Annotated in this window: 15 protein-coding genes; 11 read left to right on the top strand and 4 right to left on the bottom strand. The window is 36.6% G+C overall.

The window, feature by feature from the left end:
* The first annotated feature begins 113 nt into the window (after positions 1 to 113).
* The 3 genes from priA (at position 114) to ACODR7_RS08325 (ending at position 6,207) form a co-directional block, all read left to right on the top strand.
* Positions 114 to 2,561 carry a replication restart helicase PriA gene (gene priA / locus ACODR7_RS08315; RefSeq protein ID WP_488838613.1) on the top strand — a complete coding sequence of 816 codons (2,448 nt, stop codon included), beginning with the start codon at positions 114 to 116 and terminating at the stop codon, positions 2,559 to 2,561.
* A gap of 161 nt (positions 2,562 to 2,722) precedes the next feature.
* Complete coding sequence (gene dacB / locus ACODR7_RS08320) at positions 2,723 to 4,192, top strand: D-alanyl-D-alanine carboxypeptidase/D-alanyl-D-alanine endopeptidase (protein WP_488838614.1); 1,470 nt, start codon at positions 2,723 to 2,725, stop codon at positions 4,190 to 4,192.
* Between the two features lie 83 nt (positions 4,193 to 4,275).
* Entirely contained in the window at positions 4,276 to 6,207 is a 1,932-nt protein-coding gene (locus ACODR7_RS08325) for a M1 family metallopeptidase (RefSeq protein ID WP_488838615.1), read from the top strand.
* Between the two features lie 68 nt (positions 6,208 to 6,275).
* Here ACODR7_RS08325 and ACODR7_RS08330 read toward each other — a convergent pair whose 3' ends face one another.
* Positions 6,276 to 7,154 (bottom strand): cupin-like domain-containing protein, encoded by an 879-nt coding sequence (locus tag ACODR7_RS08330; RefSeq protein ID WP_488838616.1) that lies wholly within the window; start codon positions 7,152 to 7,154, stop codon positions 6,276 to 6,278.
* 158 nt (positions 7,155 to 7,312) lie between these two features.
* Between ACODR7_RS08330 and kbl the strand changes: the two genes are divergently transcribed.
* From kbl to gldG, 4 genes are all read left to right on the top strand, one after another.
* Positions 7,313 to 8,509: a glycine C-acetyltransferase gene (kbl, locus tag ACODR7_RS08335; RefSeq protein WP_488838617.1), complete on the top strand. Its 1,197-nt coding sequence runs from the start codon at positions 7,313 to 7,315 to the stop codon at positions 8,507 to 8,509.
* 172 nt (positions 8,510 to 8,681) lie between these two features.
* The gene (locus ACODR7_RS08340) at positions 8,682 to 9,233 is read left to right on the top strand and encodes a CopD family protein (protein ID WP_076597096.1); all 552 of its coding nucleotides are present in this window, start codon (positions 8,682 to 8,684) and stop codon (positions 9,231 to 9,233) included.
* 58 nt (positions 9,234 to 9,291) lie between these two features.
* Positions 9,292 to 10,020, top strand: coding sequence for an ABC transporter permease (locus ACODR7_RS08345; RefSeq protein ID WP_488838618.1), 729 nt, complete (start codon positions 9,292 to 9,294; stop codon positions 10,018 to 10,020).
* 4 nt (positions 10,021 to 10,024) lie between these two features.
* The gene (gene gldG, locus ACODR7_RS08350; protein ID WP_488838619.1) at positions 10,025 to 11,695 is read left to right on the top strand and encodes a gliding motility-associated ABC transporter substrate-binding protein GldG; all 1,671 of its coding nucleotides are present in this window, start codon (positions 10,025 to 10,027) and stop codon (positions 11,693 to 11,695) included.
* 74 nt (positions 11,696 to 11,769) lie between these two features.
* Here the strand turns inward: gldG and ACODR7_RS08355 are convergent, their stop codons facing one another.
* The 3 genes from ACODR7_RS08355 to ACODR7_RS08365 form a co-directional block, all read right to left on the bottom strand.
* Positions 11,770 to 12,138: a helix-turn-helix domain-containing protein gene (locus ACODR7_RS08355; protein ID WP_488838620.1), complete on the bottom strand. Its 369-nt coding sequence runs from the start codon at positions 12,136 to 12,138 to the stop codon at positions 11,770 to 11,772.
* A 243-nt stretch (positions 12,139 to 12,381) separates the two neighbouring features.
* Positions 12,382 to 13,020, bottom strand: coding sequence for a hypothetical protein (locus tag ACODR7_RS08360; protein ID WP_488838621.1), 639 nt, complete (start codon positions 13,018 to 13,020; stop codon positions 12,382 to 12,384).
* A 109-nt stretch (positions 13,021 to 13,129) separates the two neighbouring features.
* Positions 13,130 to 13,558, bottom strand: a complete 429-nt coding sequence (locus ACODR7_RS08365) for a DUF4268 domain-containing protein (RefSeq protein ID WP_488838622.1) — start codon at positions 13,556 to 13,558, stop codon at positions 13,130 to 13,132.
* Between the two features lie 152 nt (positions 13,559 to 13,710).
* Between ACODR7_RS08365 and ACODR7_RS08370 the strand changes: the two genes are divergently transcribed.
* The 4 genes from ACODR7_RS08370 to ACODR7_RS08385 all read left to right on the top strand — a co-directional run bounded on the left by ACODR7_RS08370 (position 13,711) and on the right by ACODR7_RS08385 (position 15,666).
* The gene (locus tag ACODR7_RS08370) at positions 13,711 to 14,118 is read left to right on the top strand and encodes an RrF2 family transcriptional regulator (RefSeq protein WP_488838623.1); all 408 of its coding nucleotides are present in this window, start codon (positions 13,711 to 13,713) and stop codon (positions 14,116 to 14,118) included.
* Between the two features lie 88 nt (positions 14,119 to 14,206).
* Positions 14,207 to 14,398: a hypothetical protein gene (locus ACODR7_RS08375; RefSeq protein ID WP_488838624.1), complete on the top strand. Its 192-nt coding sequence runs from the start codon at positions 14,207 to 14,209 to the stop codon at positions 14,396 to 14,398.
* 1 nt (position 14,399) lies between these two features.
* On the top strand, positions 14,400 to 15,287 hold the full coding sequence (locus ACODR7_RS08380) for a sulfite exporter TauE/SafE family protein (RefSeq protein ID WP_488838625.1): 888 nt from the start codon (positions 14,400 to 14,402) through the stop codon (positions 15,285 to 15,287).
* Between the two features lie 88 nt (positions 15,288 to 15,375).
* On the top strand, positions 15,376 to 15,666 hold the full coding sequence (locus ACODR7_RS08385; protein WP_034696070.1) for a putative quinol monooxygenase: 291 nt from the start codon (positions 15,376 to 15,378) through the stop codon (positions 15,664 to 15,666).
* Positions 15,667 to 15,697: the final 31 nt, after the last annotated feature.

The raw sequence follows: 15,697 nt of genomic DNA on the forward strand, positions 1-15,697 counted from the left end.
TAATGAAAACGGAGAATGTAGCGTTTAAATGTCTGTTAAAGGAGTACAAAAGAATCTCCACAAAGTTGCAGTTCTCTCAGGAAAAATCTAATTTTACACTTTAAATATTTCCCTTGCAATACGCTCAAATTGTTTTACCCCTGAATCTAAAAGGATCTTTCACATATAAAGTTCCTGAAGAAATGATGTCTGAAATCCAGCCCGGAATGCGTGTTCTGGTGCCGTTTGGCGGAAAGAAAATCTATACAGGAATCGTTTTTGAGCTTCATGATAATATACCTGAAAACTTTGTCGCCAAGGAAATTATCAGTATGCTGGATGATCAACCGATTCTGCCTCAGGGACAGATTGATTTCTGGAACTGGCTTTCGGAGTATTATCTGTGCAGTCTGGGGGAAATTTACAGGTTTGCATTTCCTTCTTCTTTGAAATTGGAAAGTGAGACCTATTTAAAATTAAAACCAGGAGCTATCATAGATTTTGAAAACCTGGATGTTAATGAAATGTATCTGATTCAGGCTCTGGAAGTACGGCAGCTGATCAATCTGACAGATATAGAAGCGTTTATTCCTAAAAAAGATATCATAAAAACCATCAATTCTCTTATTGATCTTCAGTACATTGAAATTGATGAGAAAATTGCCGAAAAGTATAAAGCGAAGGAAGTTGCTTATGTAAGAATCAATGATGAGGTACTGGCCAATCAGAATCTTACAGACATTCTTTTAAAGCTTAACAGGGCAAAGAAACAGAAAGATCTTTTCCTTCTTATTCTTGAAAAGCAGACGGAAAATCCTGATGTTCCTATTAAAAAATCTGAACTGTTCGAGGATGGTTATTTTGGAAGCTCCCATTTCAAACCTTTGGCAGACAAAGGTCTTGTGGAGGAATACTTCGTGCAGAAAGACAGAATCGAAAGTTATGAAGGAGAAATTGAGGAACTTGAAGAACTTTCCGAACAGCAGAAAACAGCAAAATCTGAAATTGATGAAGCTTTTGAAGAAGGGAAGAATGTTCTGCTTCATGGCGTTACTTCATCAGGAAAAACTCATATTTATTTAGAAAAAATAGATGAATGCATCCGTGAAGGAAAGAATGTTCTGTTTTTGCTTCCGGAAATTTCCCTTACCAAGCAGATTACCCAAAGATTAGAGAAAAAATATGGCAGACAGCTTGGTTTTTATCATCAAAAACTGACTGATTTTGAAAGAGTGGAAGTATGGAGAAGAATTAAGCAGAACGACATCCGTATTCTGATCGGAACCCGTAATGCATTATTTTTACCTTACCAGAATCTAGGACTTATTGTAGTAGATGAGGAACATGATTCTGCGTACAGACCAAGGGAAGTTTCACCTTATTTTAATGCTAAAGACGCTTCTCTGGTTTTAGGCAGGCTGTATAAGGCAGGAGTTATTCTGGGATCTGCTACCCCTTCTGTCGAAAGCTACTACAGTGCCAGAAAAGATAAAATGAAATACGTCTTTCTGAATGAAAGATTCGGGAATGTCAATCTGCCGGAATACGAACTGATCAATTTCAAAGAAGCTCAGGAATCTAAAAAGGTGTCCGGAAATTTCTCTCTGAAGCTTATTGAGGAGATAAAGAAAACAGTAGATGAAAAGAATCAGGCGATTGTTCTCCATAACCGTCGCGGCTATTCCAATGTTATAGAATGTGAAAACTGCGGCTATGTGAATTACTGCTCAAATTGTGATGTGGTAATGACTTATCACAAAGCGGCAAATGAAATGAAATGCCACTATTGCGGACAAAGAGCTTCAAAACCGAAAACCTGCCCGAAATGCAGTTCTGAAAAGCTGAACGAAAGAGGAGTAGGTGTAGAGCAGATTCACGAAGAAGTTGCCAGGCTGTTTCCTGAAAATGAAGTAGACAGAATGGATGTAGATTCCATGCGTAAGAAATTTGCCTATGAAAAATTGTATGAGAAGATTGAAGACCGGGAAACGGACATTATTGTAGGAACACAGATGATTTCAAAGGGATTGGATTTTGATCATATTGAGCTGGTTACGATTCCAAAAGCGGATTCCTTATTATATGTACAGGATTTCAGAGCGGAAGAAAGAGCGTATCAACTGATCACTCAGGTTTCAGGAAGAGCCGGAAGGGTTTCCGGAAAAGGAAGGGTTCTTATTCAGACCTTTAATCCTGATCATTCTGTATTTCAGCTGATCAAGATGAACAATCCTGCTAAGATCTATAAATATATTCTTACAGAACGTCAGAAATTCCATTATCCGCCTTTCACCAAGCTGATCATGATTGAGTTGAAACACAGAAGAGAGGATAAAGCTGACCGGGCATCCCAGTTTCTGGGTTCTATCCTCAGAAAGTATCTTCCGGAAGAATGTGTTTTAGGTCCGGAAAGAGCACCGATTGCAAAACTGAATAACTTCTATCAGTTCCAGATTATGCTGAAGCTTCCCCGTGGGAAAAACTATGAGAAATTCAAAAACATGGTTTTGATAAGTTTGAAAGAATTTGATGAAATCACTGCATATCAAAGCATTAAAAAAGATGTTTTTGTTGATTTTTAACAATTTTTAACAAACTTTACACTCTTTTATAATGGAGCTGTGGTCCTTTATATAACAATAATTTCTACTTTTGGACGTTGATTAAGTGTTTGGCTCTTTTAATGAATGATTTAACCTTTCGTTTTTTATAGAGTCAAAACTATAGAACAAAAAGAAGATAGATGGTAAATTTCAGAAAATATATTTCAAGTGCGGCGGTGTTGGCTTCTGGTCTTTTCCTGGCTCAATCTACCGTTTCTACCGTTCTTTATTCTCAGAATTATGACAATCAGAAAAGCAGTTTGAACCTGCCTTCACCAGTTACTACAATGGTGGAGAAGACTGTTTTGTCAGCAAAAGAATTGGTAGACATTAATGTAAATACAATGATGGCGGATCCTGTGCTGAAAAATGCAACCTGGGGATTCGTAGTGTACGACCCGAAAACGAAGAAGGTTATCTCTTCGTACAACGAAAATACACCCTTAGTTCCTGCTTCTACGACCAAATTACTGACAACGGAAACCGCATTAAATATGCTGGGTGAAAACTACCGTTGGATGACTCAGCTGGAGTATTCAGGAACGATAGATGAAAACGGAGTTTTGAATGGAAATCTTTATGTGATAGGAAGCGGAGACCCTTCTTTGGGAACAAACAAAGCAGGTGCAGCATCTTATAGAGATATTATTTCAGATTTCGTAGGCGGCGTTTCAAGAGAGGGAATCAAAAAGGTAAATGGTGATATTATCATTCAGACAGCGCTTTTCAAAGGCAATGTTTCAATGCTTCCGGAAAATGTTGTATGGTTGGAAAACAATAACTATTATTTACCGGCAGGAAGTACCCGAGATATCAACCCGGCGAACGAAAAACTGATTGTCAAAAAAGGAGGTTTCTCCACAGAAAAGAAATTTTTCTATGTCTCCCCTTACAATCATCAGATGGTATATGCGGATAAATACGAAGGAAACGGAGCTTTAACAACCAAAATTCCTGATGCACCGGCTTACCTTGCCAACTCTTTCAGAACAACATTGGTAAAAAGCGGAATCCCTGTTACCGGGAAAGTTACTCCCAAAATGACAGATGCATCACCGGAAAACAGAAAAATGCTTTCAGCGTATAAATCACCTACTTTAAACGATATTATTTATTATACCAATCAGCACAGTGATAATTCATTGGCAGAAGCTTTGCTGAGAACAGTAGGATATCAGAAAATGGGTGACCAGACTTCAGAATCCGGAAGAATAGTGGTAACTAATCACCTTAAAGATGCCGGTTTTGATATGACCGGACTCAACTATATAGATGGGAGCGGACTTTCAAGAAGTAATAATGTAACTCCTATTTCTCAGGTGAAGTTTCTTACTTCTCTGATGGATCAGAAATACTACAGATCTTATCTGACTTCTTTACCGATCGGAGGACAATCCGGAACTTTAAAAAGAATGTTCAATATTGGAGGAAACGGACAGGTTTTTGCTAAAACAGGAACTTTGAACAAAGTGAAAACATTAGCTGGTTATCTGAAAACCAATTCAGGAAAGACACTGGTTTTTTCTTTGATGGTGAATAACTATTCCGGATCAGTAGATATGGTGAAGAAAAGAATGGAAAAAATTCTTGAACCTGCACTGGATCTTTAAAAATTTTTTATTTTATATATTATAACAGCCTTTTAATCATGGATTAAAAGGTTTTTTTTATATTTGATTAAATTTTTCAAAACATGACAAAATTGTACCTTTTGGTGTTGGGATTTTTATTGTCTCAACAATTTTATGCCCAGAAGCAAAGGCAAAATACGGATATGAAAGGATTAATCGAGAAAGAGAAAAAATCCTTCACCCAAAAGATGAATATCGGGAATATCAATCCCAATACCCTGAATTACGATTTACAGTATCAGAGAATGGACGTCAGCCTTGATCCTGCAGTGTATAATATTTCAGGTTCGGTAACTTCACATTTCAAACCTACACAAAGTATGGGAAGCATTTATTTTGATCTTTCCAATTCGTTAACGGTTTCTCAGGTGAAATACCACGGAACTAACATTACAAGCTTTCAGCAGCTTCCTTCAAAAGAACTGAAGATTGATTTTCCTGCCTCTATTCCTGCCAATACACTGGACTCTCTTACCATTTATTATGCTGGAGCACCGTCCACCAGTAATGATGCATTCAAAACTGCTCTTCAGAGCGGAACTCCGGTTCTTTCTACTTTGAATGAACCTTATGGCGCTCAGGACTGGTTTCCGACAAAGCAAAGTTTAAATGATAAAATTGAAAGATTTGATTTTAAAATTACAACTCCATCAAACTACAGCGTGGCCGCCAATGGAAAGCTGATGTCTGAAACTTTTCCTACAGGAAACACTAAACTTACGTTCTGGAGAACAATGTATCCTACACCGGCTTATCTGATCGCGCTGTCCATTACCAATTTTGTTAAGCTTAATGATACCATCGGAAATCCTCCGTTTCCTTTTGTGAACTATATTTATCCTTCCACAAATTCAAATGCCACCAGCATAGCCAATATTAACTGGACAAAGCAGGCAATGGATACTTTTGAAACCTATTTCGGCTCTTATCCTTTCCGTAATGAAAAATACGGACACATGGAATTTATGTTTGGCGGAGGAATGGAACATCAAACCATGTCTTCTATGGGAGGTTGGGGCAGACAGCTTATCGCCCATGAACTTGCCCATCAGTGGTTTGGGGATAAAGTAACCTGTGGTGCATGGAATGATATCTGGCTGAATGAAGGTTTTGCAACTTTTGGAGAACATCTTGCCAATGAAAAACTATTGATGACCAATACAGAGTTTCTGAATTACTTACAAGGTCAGTCCAACTATATTACCGTAAGTACAACAGGAAGTGTATATGTTCCGGATTCCGGACTTTCCAGCATCAATAGAATATTTGACAGCAGATTGTCTTACGCCAAAGGAGGATATGTATTGAGAATGCTGAAATGGATCTTAGGTGATGCCGCATTTTACCAGGCGCTTAAAGATTATCATGCAAGACCGAATCTGGCGTACAACTATGTGCGTACAGCTGATTTTAATGCTTCTTTGCTTCAGTCTACCGGAACAGACTTTACGGAATTTTTCAATGATTGGGTCTATGGCGAAGGATATCCTACGTATACCATTAAGTGGATGCAGGGTGGAAATCAGGCTTTATTTAAAGTTTCTCAGACGCAAAGCAGTGCTAACGTTAGCTTTTTTGAAATGCCTTTACCTATTAAAGTAATCGGAACTGCAGGTCAGACTGCTTATTTTGTTCTTAATAATACATCCAATAATCAAAGCTTTTTACAGTCGGTAACATTCCCGATTGCAAGTGTCCAGTTTAATTATGAGTACCAGATTCTTGAGAAAAACTCTACGGTGATTCAGGATAATACTTTAAGTGTTTCTTCTGTTGAGAAAGAAGGTTTTGGTTTGTATCCGAATCCTGCAAAAAATGAAATTAATCTGAAAGGAATTAACAAAGCTATAGATTTTACAATTCATGCTATAGACGGAAAGCTGGTTGGAAAAGGAACGTATCAGCCAGGTAAAGCGATTGGAATTGCAGAATTGGTTCCTGGAGCTTATTTCATTACGATTGATGAAAAGAATATTAAATTTATCAAACATTAAAATGACAAACGGTAAAGTATGAATGATTACTTTTACCAAAATCAATCATAATATAACAAAAGAAGCTTTCAGATTTGAAAGCTTCTTTGTTTTCTTGCTGCTATGGCTCCTCTTTTTCTGGCCAGTCTGACCTTATAAGAGAACCATTTTTCTTTGAATATTTTGCGCATGAAATTATCAAAATGTCTGGTAATGACTAAGTTTTTAAAGCCACGCCATTTTTCAAGCGGACTTGAGGGAAGTGCCCTTACTGATATGGAATATCCTTCCGTATCATATTGAATATAATGCCACCACCCGGAAGGAATATAAAGGGTTTCTCCAGGATGGATGATTGCTTCATAGCCATTTAAATAAAGAAGAGCCGGATATTTTCTGTAGTCAGGATTTTTAATCTGAGCCAGACTGTGGAAATTGTAGGGCAGCTTATACATAAAATCAGACTGTTCCCACGGGAAGAGCCAGATTCTTTTGATTCCCTGAAACTGTGTGATAAAAACATGAGACATATCAATATCAATATGATTTCTGGTGACAGAACCTTCTCCTCCGAAAAACATAAAGGGCAGCCATTTCAGTATCTTGCCATTCGTTACATCATTGTAGATGAGGTCATTCTTCAATTCAGGTTTTGTTTTTAATAGATTAAATAAGAAAAGTCTGTGTTCGGTTGGTGTAGATTGAATCAAATCCAGATATTCTGAAAATGTAGTCTGTGCAATAGGATCACTGGCCACTCTGTCCAGAGAATCAAGCTCACTGCCGTATATATTGACCTTATGATCTCCTGCAATTTCTTTGAAATAGTCATAATTCCACTTTTTGAAAGCGGGACTTTCCGGATGCACAAAATCTTCAAGAATAACCGGAACTCCTGGCTTCATGTAATTACTGATAAAGGTTTCTGAACTGGTCGTCTTTATTTTTTGCACCTGCTTTAATCTCATACATTAAAATTTTAAACAAATATAAATATTATCCTACTAAATTTGTAGACTAGTAATGTTAAAAAGTGAAGCCTTATCAATTTTTTAGATTTAAACTTATAAAAGGTTTTATTTTACTGCCTTTTTAGTAAATTAGCACATCTAAAAAATTACTAAAAATGATCTCTGAAAAATACCTTCAACATTTACAGAACGAACTTCAGAATATTGAGAATGACGGACTTTACAAAAGAGAAAGAATCATCACTTCCCAACAGAGCGCAGAAATAGAAGCTAATGGAAAAAAGCTATTGAACTTCTGTGCCAATAATTATCTGGGATTATCCAACCATCCGGAAGTAATGAAAGCGTCTCAGGAAATGATTCAGTCTCATGGTTATGGAATGTCTTCTGTTCGTTTCATTTGTGGAACACAGGATATTCACAAAGAATTGGAGAAAAAAATCGCTGATTTCTTAGGTCTTGAAGATACTATCCTCTATGCTGCTGCATTTGATGCGAATGGTGGAGTTTTTGAACCTCTGTTTACAGAAGAAGATGCTATTATTTCAGATGAACTGAACCACGCATCAATCATTGATGGTGTTCGTCTTTGTAAAGCAGCCAGATACAGATATAAAAACAATAATATGGAAGATCTGGAAGCTCAGTTGATTGCAGCTTCTGAAAAGAACCACCGTTTTAAAATTATTGTTACAGACGGAGTATTTTCTATGGACGGTATTGTTGCAGATTTAAAAGGAGTTTGTGATCTTGCTGATAAATATGATGCTTTGGTGATGGTAGATGATTCTCACGCAACAGGATTCATCGGAAAAACGGGCCGTGGAACTCATGAAGCTAATGAAGTAATGGGTAGAGTAGATATCATCACTTCTACATTAGGAAAAGCTTTAGGGGGTGCTTTGGGAGGATTTACTTCCGGTAAAAAAGAAATCATTGATATGCTGAGACAGCGTTCAAGACCCTATTTATTTTCTAACTCTTTAGCGCCTGGTATCGTAGGAGCTGCATTAAGAGTACTGGATATGATTTCAGATGATACTTCACTTCGTGATAAAGTAATGGAAAATGCAGAATACTTCAGAACGGAAATGAAAGCGAAAGGTTTCGATATTCCTGAAGGTGATGCTGCTATTGTTCCGGTAATGCTTTACGATGCACCGCTTTCTCAGAAAATGGCTGAAAAGCTAATGGATGAAGGAATCTACGTAATCGGATTCTTCTATCCTGTAGTACCGAAAGGAAAAGCAAGAATCAGAGTACAGTTATCTGCTGCCCATACCAGAGAACATCTTGATAAAGCGATTGCTGCTTTTGAAAAGGTTGGAAAAGAATTAGGAGTGATCTCTTAATTATTGAATTGATTACAACAATGAAAATATAATGTTCGGCTCGGGCAGCTTTGCTGCCCCGAGCCGAACTATTTTTTATATAAATCTGTTTTTGATTGGGTTTTCCGGATCAAAAGAAATTTATTTTTAACAATTATATAATAAGCTTATCTTTGCTGTTAATTTTTTCTGAATGCTTTATACAATAATCAAAGCGCTGCACATTATTTTTATGGTAAGCTACTTTGCGGGAATTTTTTATCTCGTAAGGATTTTCGTTTACTATAAGGATACCGATGAATTTCCAGAGGAAAAAAAGAAAATTCTGAGAGAGCAGTATACTTTTATGGCCAGAAGGCTTTGGAACATTATCACAGTTCCTGCGGGAGTCATTATGGCAGTTTGCGGACTGGTGATGATCTTTTTAAATCCGGGATTAATGAAGATGGGATGGTTTCATTTAAAACTGACATTCCTTATCGGACTTGCCCTTTACCATTACTGGTGCTGGAAAAAAGTGCTTCATTTAAAAGTTCTGAATGGAAGTACACTGCCTATTGCCAATATCAAACTGAGACAGGCTAATGAAATTGCAACATTCATTCTGTTTCTGGTTGTATTTACCGTTATTTTAAAATCGATGGTAATTGAATACTGGTGGCAATTAATCGCAGGATTTTTCGTTCTTGTATTTCTGATTATGATGACAGTGAAACTGGTTAATAAAAATAAAAAAAACAAATAATTGTGGAGTAGACGTATTTTCAAATACATTCATCCTTTCTACATCTTATAAAAAAACTATGATTGCAATTTTAAAGAAAGAACTTTGGAGTTACTTTGGAAACTGGAGCGCATGGGTGATCATTGCCGCCTTCAGTTTGATAGCGACTCTTTTTCTGTTCTTTTTCGACAACGATTCTAATATTTTTGAGATCGGAATGGCCTCACTGCAGAGCTATTTCGTATTGGTTCCATGGCTGTTGATGTTTATCATTCCGGCACTTTCCATGAAAACTTTTGCGGAAGAGCAGCAAACCGGAACATTAAACTGGCTTTTCTCGCAGCCGTTAAAAGTTTCAGAACTGGTGACAGGTAAGTTCCTTTCCGTATGGATTGTTGGGATTTTATGCCTTATTCCTTCCCTGATTTACCTTTATACGGTATATGTTTTGGGAGTTCCTGCAGGAAATATTGACCTTGGAATGACCTTTGGAAGCTATATTGGACTGATTATCTTAATCGCAGCATTTTCAGCAGTGGGAATTCTGGCTTCTTCACTATCTCAGAATCAGATTATGGCTTATCTGCTGGGTGTTTTCATGTGCTTTATCATGTATTTTGGAATCGAGCAGCTGGCAAGTTATAAACTATTGGGAGGGGCAGATTTTATCCTTCAGAATTTTGGTTTCTATCAGCATTTCTTAGGCTTCACAAGAGGGCTTATTGATGCTAAAGATGTGGCGTATTTTGTACTTGTCATCGGCGCTTCATTAGTATTGGCTAATCATTTTATTAACAAAAAGAAGTAGAAGTATGAAGAAGTTCAATGCTAAATCTCCACTGGGAATTTTCTTAATTGCAATTGTTCCTTTGGTTATTATCCTGACCTATTCGGGAATCAGATTAGACTTAACAAAAGAAAAAAGATATACCCTTTCTGATAACACTATCAAAGTATTGGAGTCTGTTAAAAAGCCTCTGACGGTTGAAGTGTATCTGGAAGGAGACTTTCCGGCAAGTTTCAAACAGCTGCAAAGCGAAACGAAATTCATGCTGGAAGAATTCAGAAAAATTAATCCGAAGATTGATTTTAAATTCATCGATCCTATTAAAACAAAAATGTCTCAGGATACTTTGATGGCCATGGGAATGCAGCCGTCTATTCTTCCGGATGTAAAAGATGGAAAGATCTCACAGATCACTCTTTTCCCGTACGCTGTAATTAAGCATGGAAATGACGGAGTTTCCATCCCGTTGGTGGTTCAGCAGGCAGGAATTGATGCCGATCAGCAGTTGACGAGATCCATTGAAGGATTGGAATACAACCTTATCTCCAATATCAAAAATATTGCAGCTGCTAAGAGAAAGAAAATCGGGATTCTGGTCAACCATGATGAGCTGAACCCGGATGAATTCCAGGGATTTGTACAGCTGGCCATGGAAAACTATGATGCAGGACCTATTATTCCTAAAAATCAGACAGAGCTTTCATTAGAAGATGTTCCGTTATTAAAGCAGATGAGTGCTTTGGTGATTGCAAAACCGAGAAAAGCTTTTACCGATAATGAAAAAGTAATTTTGGACCAGTACATCATGAACGGAGGAAAAACTCTGTGGATGATTGATGCAGTAAATGCTGAAATGGATACCTTAACAAGATCCAAAAAAGTAATGCCTTTCCCGGTTGATATCAATATGACCGACTTCTTTTTCAATTACGGACTGAGAATCAATCCTGCTTTGGTAAAAGATGTTAAAAAGTTTGCCCTGTTAAGACTGGTTACAGGAGAAGTGAGTGGAAATCCACAATATACAAGCTTACCCTGGCCTTATTATCCGCTTGGAATTGCTGAAAATAATAATCCGGTTACCAAAAATATCAACCCTGTAAAATTTGAATTTCCGACTTCCATCGATACATTAGGAGGGAGAAAGAATATTAAAACAAAAGTTCTTTTCGAATCCAGTGAAAGAACATTACTGAAACAGGTTCCGAACTATGTGGATCTGAAAGAAATTGCAAGTGTAGACAGTCTTGGACAAATGGAAAAACCAAGTACACCGAAGATCTTCGCTGTAGCATTGGAAGGTAAGTTTAATTCTGCCTATGCATCCAGAATTGAAAGAAAATCTTACCCTGGGTTCAAAACATCCAGCCCGGAGAATAAAATGATCGTTATTGCAGACGGAGATGTAGGAAGAAATAAAGTGATCAAAGGTAAACCACTTCCATTAGGTGTAGATTTGTTGACGAATGAACAGTTTGGAAACGAACAGTTCCTTAGAAATGCTTTGGATTATCTGTTAGACGACAGCAATCTGATGGAACTGAGAAACAGAAACATCGAGGAAAGACTTCTCGACAGACAAAGAATCACCGAAGAGAAATCCACCTGGCAGTGGCTGAATTTACTGCTTCCATTGGCCATTATCGGCCTTATAGGAGGACTGTTCTTCTGGTTAAGGAAAAAGAAATTTGGATAAAATAATATAAAAAGCTCCCGGAAGAAAGTCTAGTCTTCCGGGAGTTTTGTTAACATTAAAGTAATAATAAAAACCTATCTGAACTTCAATTTTTTATTTTCTTCCTTTAAGGATTCCACCTGCTCCTCCAAAACTTTAATATAGCTCTGCAAATTTTCTACAATAGAATCCGGAATACTGTGGAAATGATTGAAATAGCTACCTGCATTATCGTTAAAAGTAGTATTGTCATGATTATTATGGACAATAGCTGTTTTTCTTTCTTCTTTGATCTCTTCTACAGGAACATCAAGTGCTTTAGCAAGCTTTTCCCATTCATCATCATATATTCGTACTTCATCATTCTCTTTTCGGGAATAATTGGAGACATCTGTGGATATTATTTTAGACATATATTCTTGTGTGTAGCCTCTTTGCTTTCTTAGATTCTTTAGCTTTTCCATAACGACTTTTATATTTGTGTCTTTGTACAAATATAATAAAATGGAACAAGGTTTTAAACCTATTTTGGAAATGATTCTGATACTGGTTTTGTTACAGAAAAGAGAAAGACTGTTTCCAGCCCCGGAAACAGTCTTTATTATTTTTTTGATCTTTATTCAGAATTCAATTATTGCCATCTGCAAAAATTAAGCTCTTCCATTTCATAATTTTGATATGAGTGTTGTATAAAACATGTAAATAAATTACTGCTGGTAAGCTTCTTTCGGGAGTAAGGCTGCTGTTTTGTAATAGCTGATATCGGTAGGAATCTGTGCCTGAAGATCCTGGAAAGTATCATAATCATAATGAATCCAGTTTTCTTCATGATCAGGATCAGGGGTTTTGTCTACAGCCAGTTCCAGTTTTCCGTCTTCCTGATAGCTGCATTCTATAGCGGCATATTTTTCTCCGTTTTCGTCGTTGGTATACCAGCATTTTATGGTTCTTTCAAGCTGTGGCTGATGGGTTTCATTATCAATTACCTGTGAACAGATGAAGTTTTCAGGATCGTCTGTTTTGAAAACGGTTTTAGAAATGAGGGGAAGATCATTTACAGATAAAGAATATAATTTATTGGTAGAAATAATAAAACCGTCGGCAGTTTCTTTTTTTTCAATATCAAAAAAGTCAGATTTTTCTTTAAGATAATCCACTACCTTTGCCTCGTCTTCCTGGTCACTTAGAAAATAATTGATGTTGTAAACACTGTCTTCGTTGATGAATTCAATTTCTTTCAGGAAATCAGAACCTTCCTCATAATAATACAGATGATATTCGCTCAGCTTCACAGCTTTACTTTTGGAAATAATCTCTCCAAAAATGTTTTTGTACACTTTTCTCATTTTTAATCATGTTAGTTTATTTCATCTATTAGCTTAAGTGGTGTGGCAAAGATAAGTTTTCTTTTTATCTTAACTTGAAGTATGAAGTAGTATTTATTTCGTAAGTATTCTATATGTCCTTTATAAAATCCTCGTATTCGTAGTAAAACCGTTCGAAACCATCCATTTTGTTCACAAAAAATTCAAAAATTTCTTGCCATGTATTTTTATTAAAAATGGAGATATTATGTTTTTCAACCCATATTCTGCTGATTATCTTGCCGTTTTCAAGAGTAAAATATTCTTCTTTTTGAAAATCTCCGATAAAATCTTTTAAAATATCTTCCAGAGACCAGATCTTTTCATAGTAGGCGTTTCGGAAGATTTCATCTTTCATTTCGATATCCAGAGAAACTTCTGCTTTTTTGTTGTCGGCAGAAAATTTAAATGCCATGTCCTTGATTTTGGTATCGTAAAGAATCCATTTCCTCGGGAATGATCTTCCAAAAGCTGTCCAAAATTCCTTTTTTAGTTGCTGTGCTTCTTGTTTACTGAACATATCGCAAACATAATGATTTAATAGGAGAAAGGCAATATTGTGGTATCTAAAACCGTAAAATTACGGATAAACAAACATACCTTTTTACCCTTTTATGATGTAGATTTCCTGTCCTTTTTCAAATATTAAACAATTTTCGTATTTTTGCTCTAATGCTTTCAAAAAAATCTCAATATGCGTTTAAGGCGCTTTCATATCTTGTAGAAAAAAGAAATGAAGGTCCGATTCTTATTTCTGAAATTGCGGAACACAAAAAGATTCCTTTAAAGTTTTTGGAAAACATCCTTCTTGAATTGAAAAAAGCGGACATCCTCGACAGTAAAAAAGGAAAGGGTGGAGGATACTTTTTCAAAGAAGATCCGGAAAATGTGAAACTGGCGAAAATCATTCGTCTTGTCAATGGTCCTATTGCGATGCTTCCCTGTGTAAGTTTGAATTTCTATGAAAAATGTGATGACTGCAATGAAGATCACTGTGGGCTTCATGATGTGCTGATAGAGGTTCGCGATGCTTCCCTGAATATTCTGGAGAAAAAAACTTTAATGGATCTGGTAGATTAACCCGGTCCTTTTTTTTGAATTAATAGTCTACTTATTTTGTAGGATAAATATTTTGTCAGATATTTGCACTACTTCAAATGAATAAACTATGATTTCAAAAGAAGAGGTAAACCCATTACAAAAGCTTATGCCCTCTACTACTGAAGTGCATTCAGTGGCTGCATGTATTATATCCGGAAAAATTTCCTCGCAAAGAACTACAGAAAACAGATTGTCATTACATGCCTTTGTTGTCAATCATGCTGATGATGAAACAATATGGATTAAAACGGTTTTGTGATATGGTGATTTCAAGAAAAATTCAGGTAAGGTTGAATGTCCTTTTTGTGACGGCTGCTATTCTGTCCATTGTTGTTTTTTCAATGTACGAACTGGGATATCTGGAAGAATTGCAGGGTATTCTGGCTAAAGATCATTATATTTTTTACTGGATGCTTCTGGTAGGTGTTTTTGCAGAAATTGTGGCTGGATCCATGGGAATGGGGTATGGTGTCATCTGTACTACAACGCTTATGCTTCTCAATATTCCGCCGCATATTGTAAGTGCAAGTATTCATTCTGCAGAAAGCTTCACCACTGCTGCAGGAAGTCTCAGCCACATCAAATTGAAGAATGTAAGCAAAAGCCTGGTGAAAAAGCTGGCCGTTCCTGCTGTAATTGGAGCTGTAATTGGAGCTGTATGCCTTACTTATCTTGGAGAATATTATGCGAAAGTAACTAAAGCATTAATTGCTTTTTACACTTTATACCTTGGGTTCCAGATTTTAGCAAATGCATTTAAAGAAAAACAGAGTAAAGCCCTGAAAAGAATAACCAACCTGACCAGACTGGGCGTGATAGGAGGTTTTATAGATTCTTTTGCTGGTGGAGGCTGGGGACCTTTGGTAACCGGAACATTGATTAAAAATGCATTTACCCCAAGATTTGCCGTAGGAAGTTCTACCGTAGCTAAATTTATTCTTACTTTAACAGCTGCCATCACTTTTTTCCTAACCCTGGGCATCCAGCATTGGAATATCATTCTGGGACTTTTGATTGGCGGAATCATTACCGCTCCTTTTTCCGCAATGCTTACCGCTAAGCTTCCCGTCAAAAAAATGTTTGTGATTATCGGAACTTTGGTGATCGTAATGAGTTCTATAACTATTTATAAATCAGTTTTTAATTAAAAATTATGCATGGTGTGGAAAAATAAAAGGGTTAAAAAGATATTCGGCTTTGAAAATATTTTACTTTTACATCACTAAATATTAGAACATGAATTTACATATCATTGCACTTTTTAAGTTTAATGAAAATTATCTGATGGACGCTGTAGAGCTGTTTCAGAACCTTGTGAAAGAAACAAGAAAAGAGGAAGGCTGTCTGCAGTATGATCTTATTGAAGATAAAGATAATAAAGGGACTTTCTTCCTGATCGAGCTTTGGGAAAGTGTTGAGCATCATAACAGGCATAACGGGCAGGATCACCTTTTGGATTTCCGTAAAGATGCATCCAAAATTATGGAAAGCTCAGTGGAAGTTTATAAAGGATTTAAAATATATTAAGACATAGAGAAAAGATAAAAGGCGGTTTCAA

It is taken from the genome of Chryseobacterium sp. FG46, assembly GCF_057809135.1.

Coding starts and splice junctions, on each gene's coding strand:
- kbl (WP_488838617.1), top strand. CDS start 7,313: ATGATCTCTGAAAAATACCTTCAACATTTACAGAACGAACTTCAGAAT.
- ACODR7_RS08385 (WP_034696070.1), top strand. CDS start 15,376: ATGAATTTACATATCATTGCACTTTTTAAGTTTAATGAAAATTATCTG.
- ACODR7_RS08340 (WP_076597096.1), top strand. CDS start 8,682: ATGCTTTATACAATAATCAAAGCGCTGCACATTATTTTTATGGTAAGC.
- ACODR7_RS08360 (WP_488838621.1), bottom strand. CDS start 13,020: ATGAGAAAAGTGTACAAAAACATTTTTGGAGAGATTATTTCCAAAAGT.
- dacB (WP_488838614.1), top strand. CDS start 2,723: ATGGTAAATTTCAGAAAATATATTTCAAGTGCGGCGGTGTTGGCTTCT.
- ACODR7_RS08330 (WP_488838616.1), bottom strand. CDS start 7,154: ATGAGATTAAAGCAGGTGCAAAAAATAAAGACGACCAGTTCAGAAACC.
- ACODR7_RS08375 (WP_488838624.1), top strand. CDS start 14,207: ATGATTTCAAAAGAAGAGGTAAACCCATTACAAAAGCTTATGCCCTCT.
- ACODR7_RS08365 (WP_488838622.1), bottom strand. CDS start 13,558: ATGTTCAGTAAACAAGAAGCACAGCAACTAAAAAAGGAATTTTGGACA.
- ACODR7_RS08325 (WP_488838615.1), top strand. CDS start 4,276: ATGACAAAATTGTACCTTTTGGTGTTGGGATTTTTATTGTCTCAACAA.
- ACODR7_RS08370 (WP_488838623.1), top strand. CDS start 13,711: ATGCTTTCAAAAAAATCTCAATATGCGTTTAAGGCGCTTTCATATCTT.
- ACODR7_RS08380 (WP_488838625.1), top strand. CDS start 14,400: ATGGTGATTTCAAGAAAAATTCAGGTAAGGTTGAATGTCCTTTTTGTG.
- ACODR7_RS08345 (WP_488838618.1), top strand. CDS start 9,292: ATGATTGCAATTTTAAAGAAAGAACTTTGGAGTTACTTTGGAAACTGG.
- ACODR7_RS08355 (WP_488838620.1), bottom strand. CDS start 12,138: ATGGAAAAGCTAAAGAATCTAAGAAAGCAAAGAGGCTACACACAAGAA.
- gldG (WP_488838619.1), top strand. CDS start 10,025: ATGAAGAAGTTCAATGCTAAATCTCCACTGGGAATTTTCTTAATTGCA.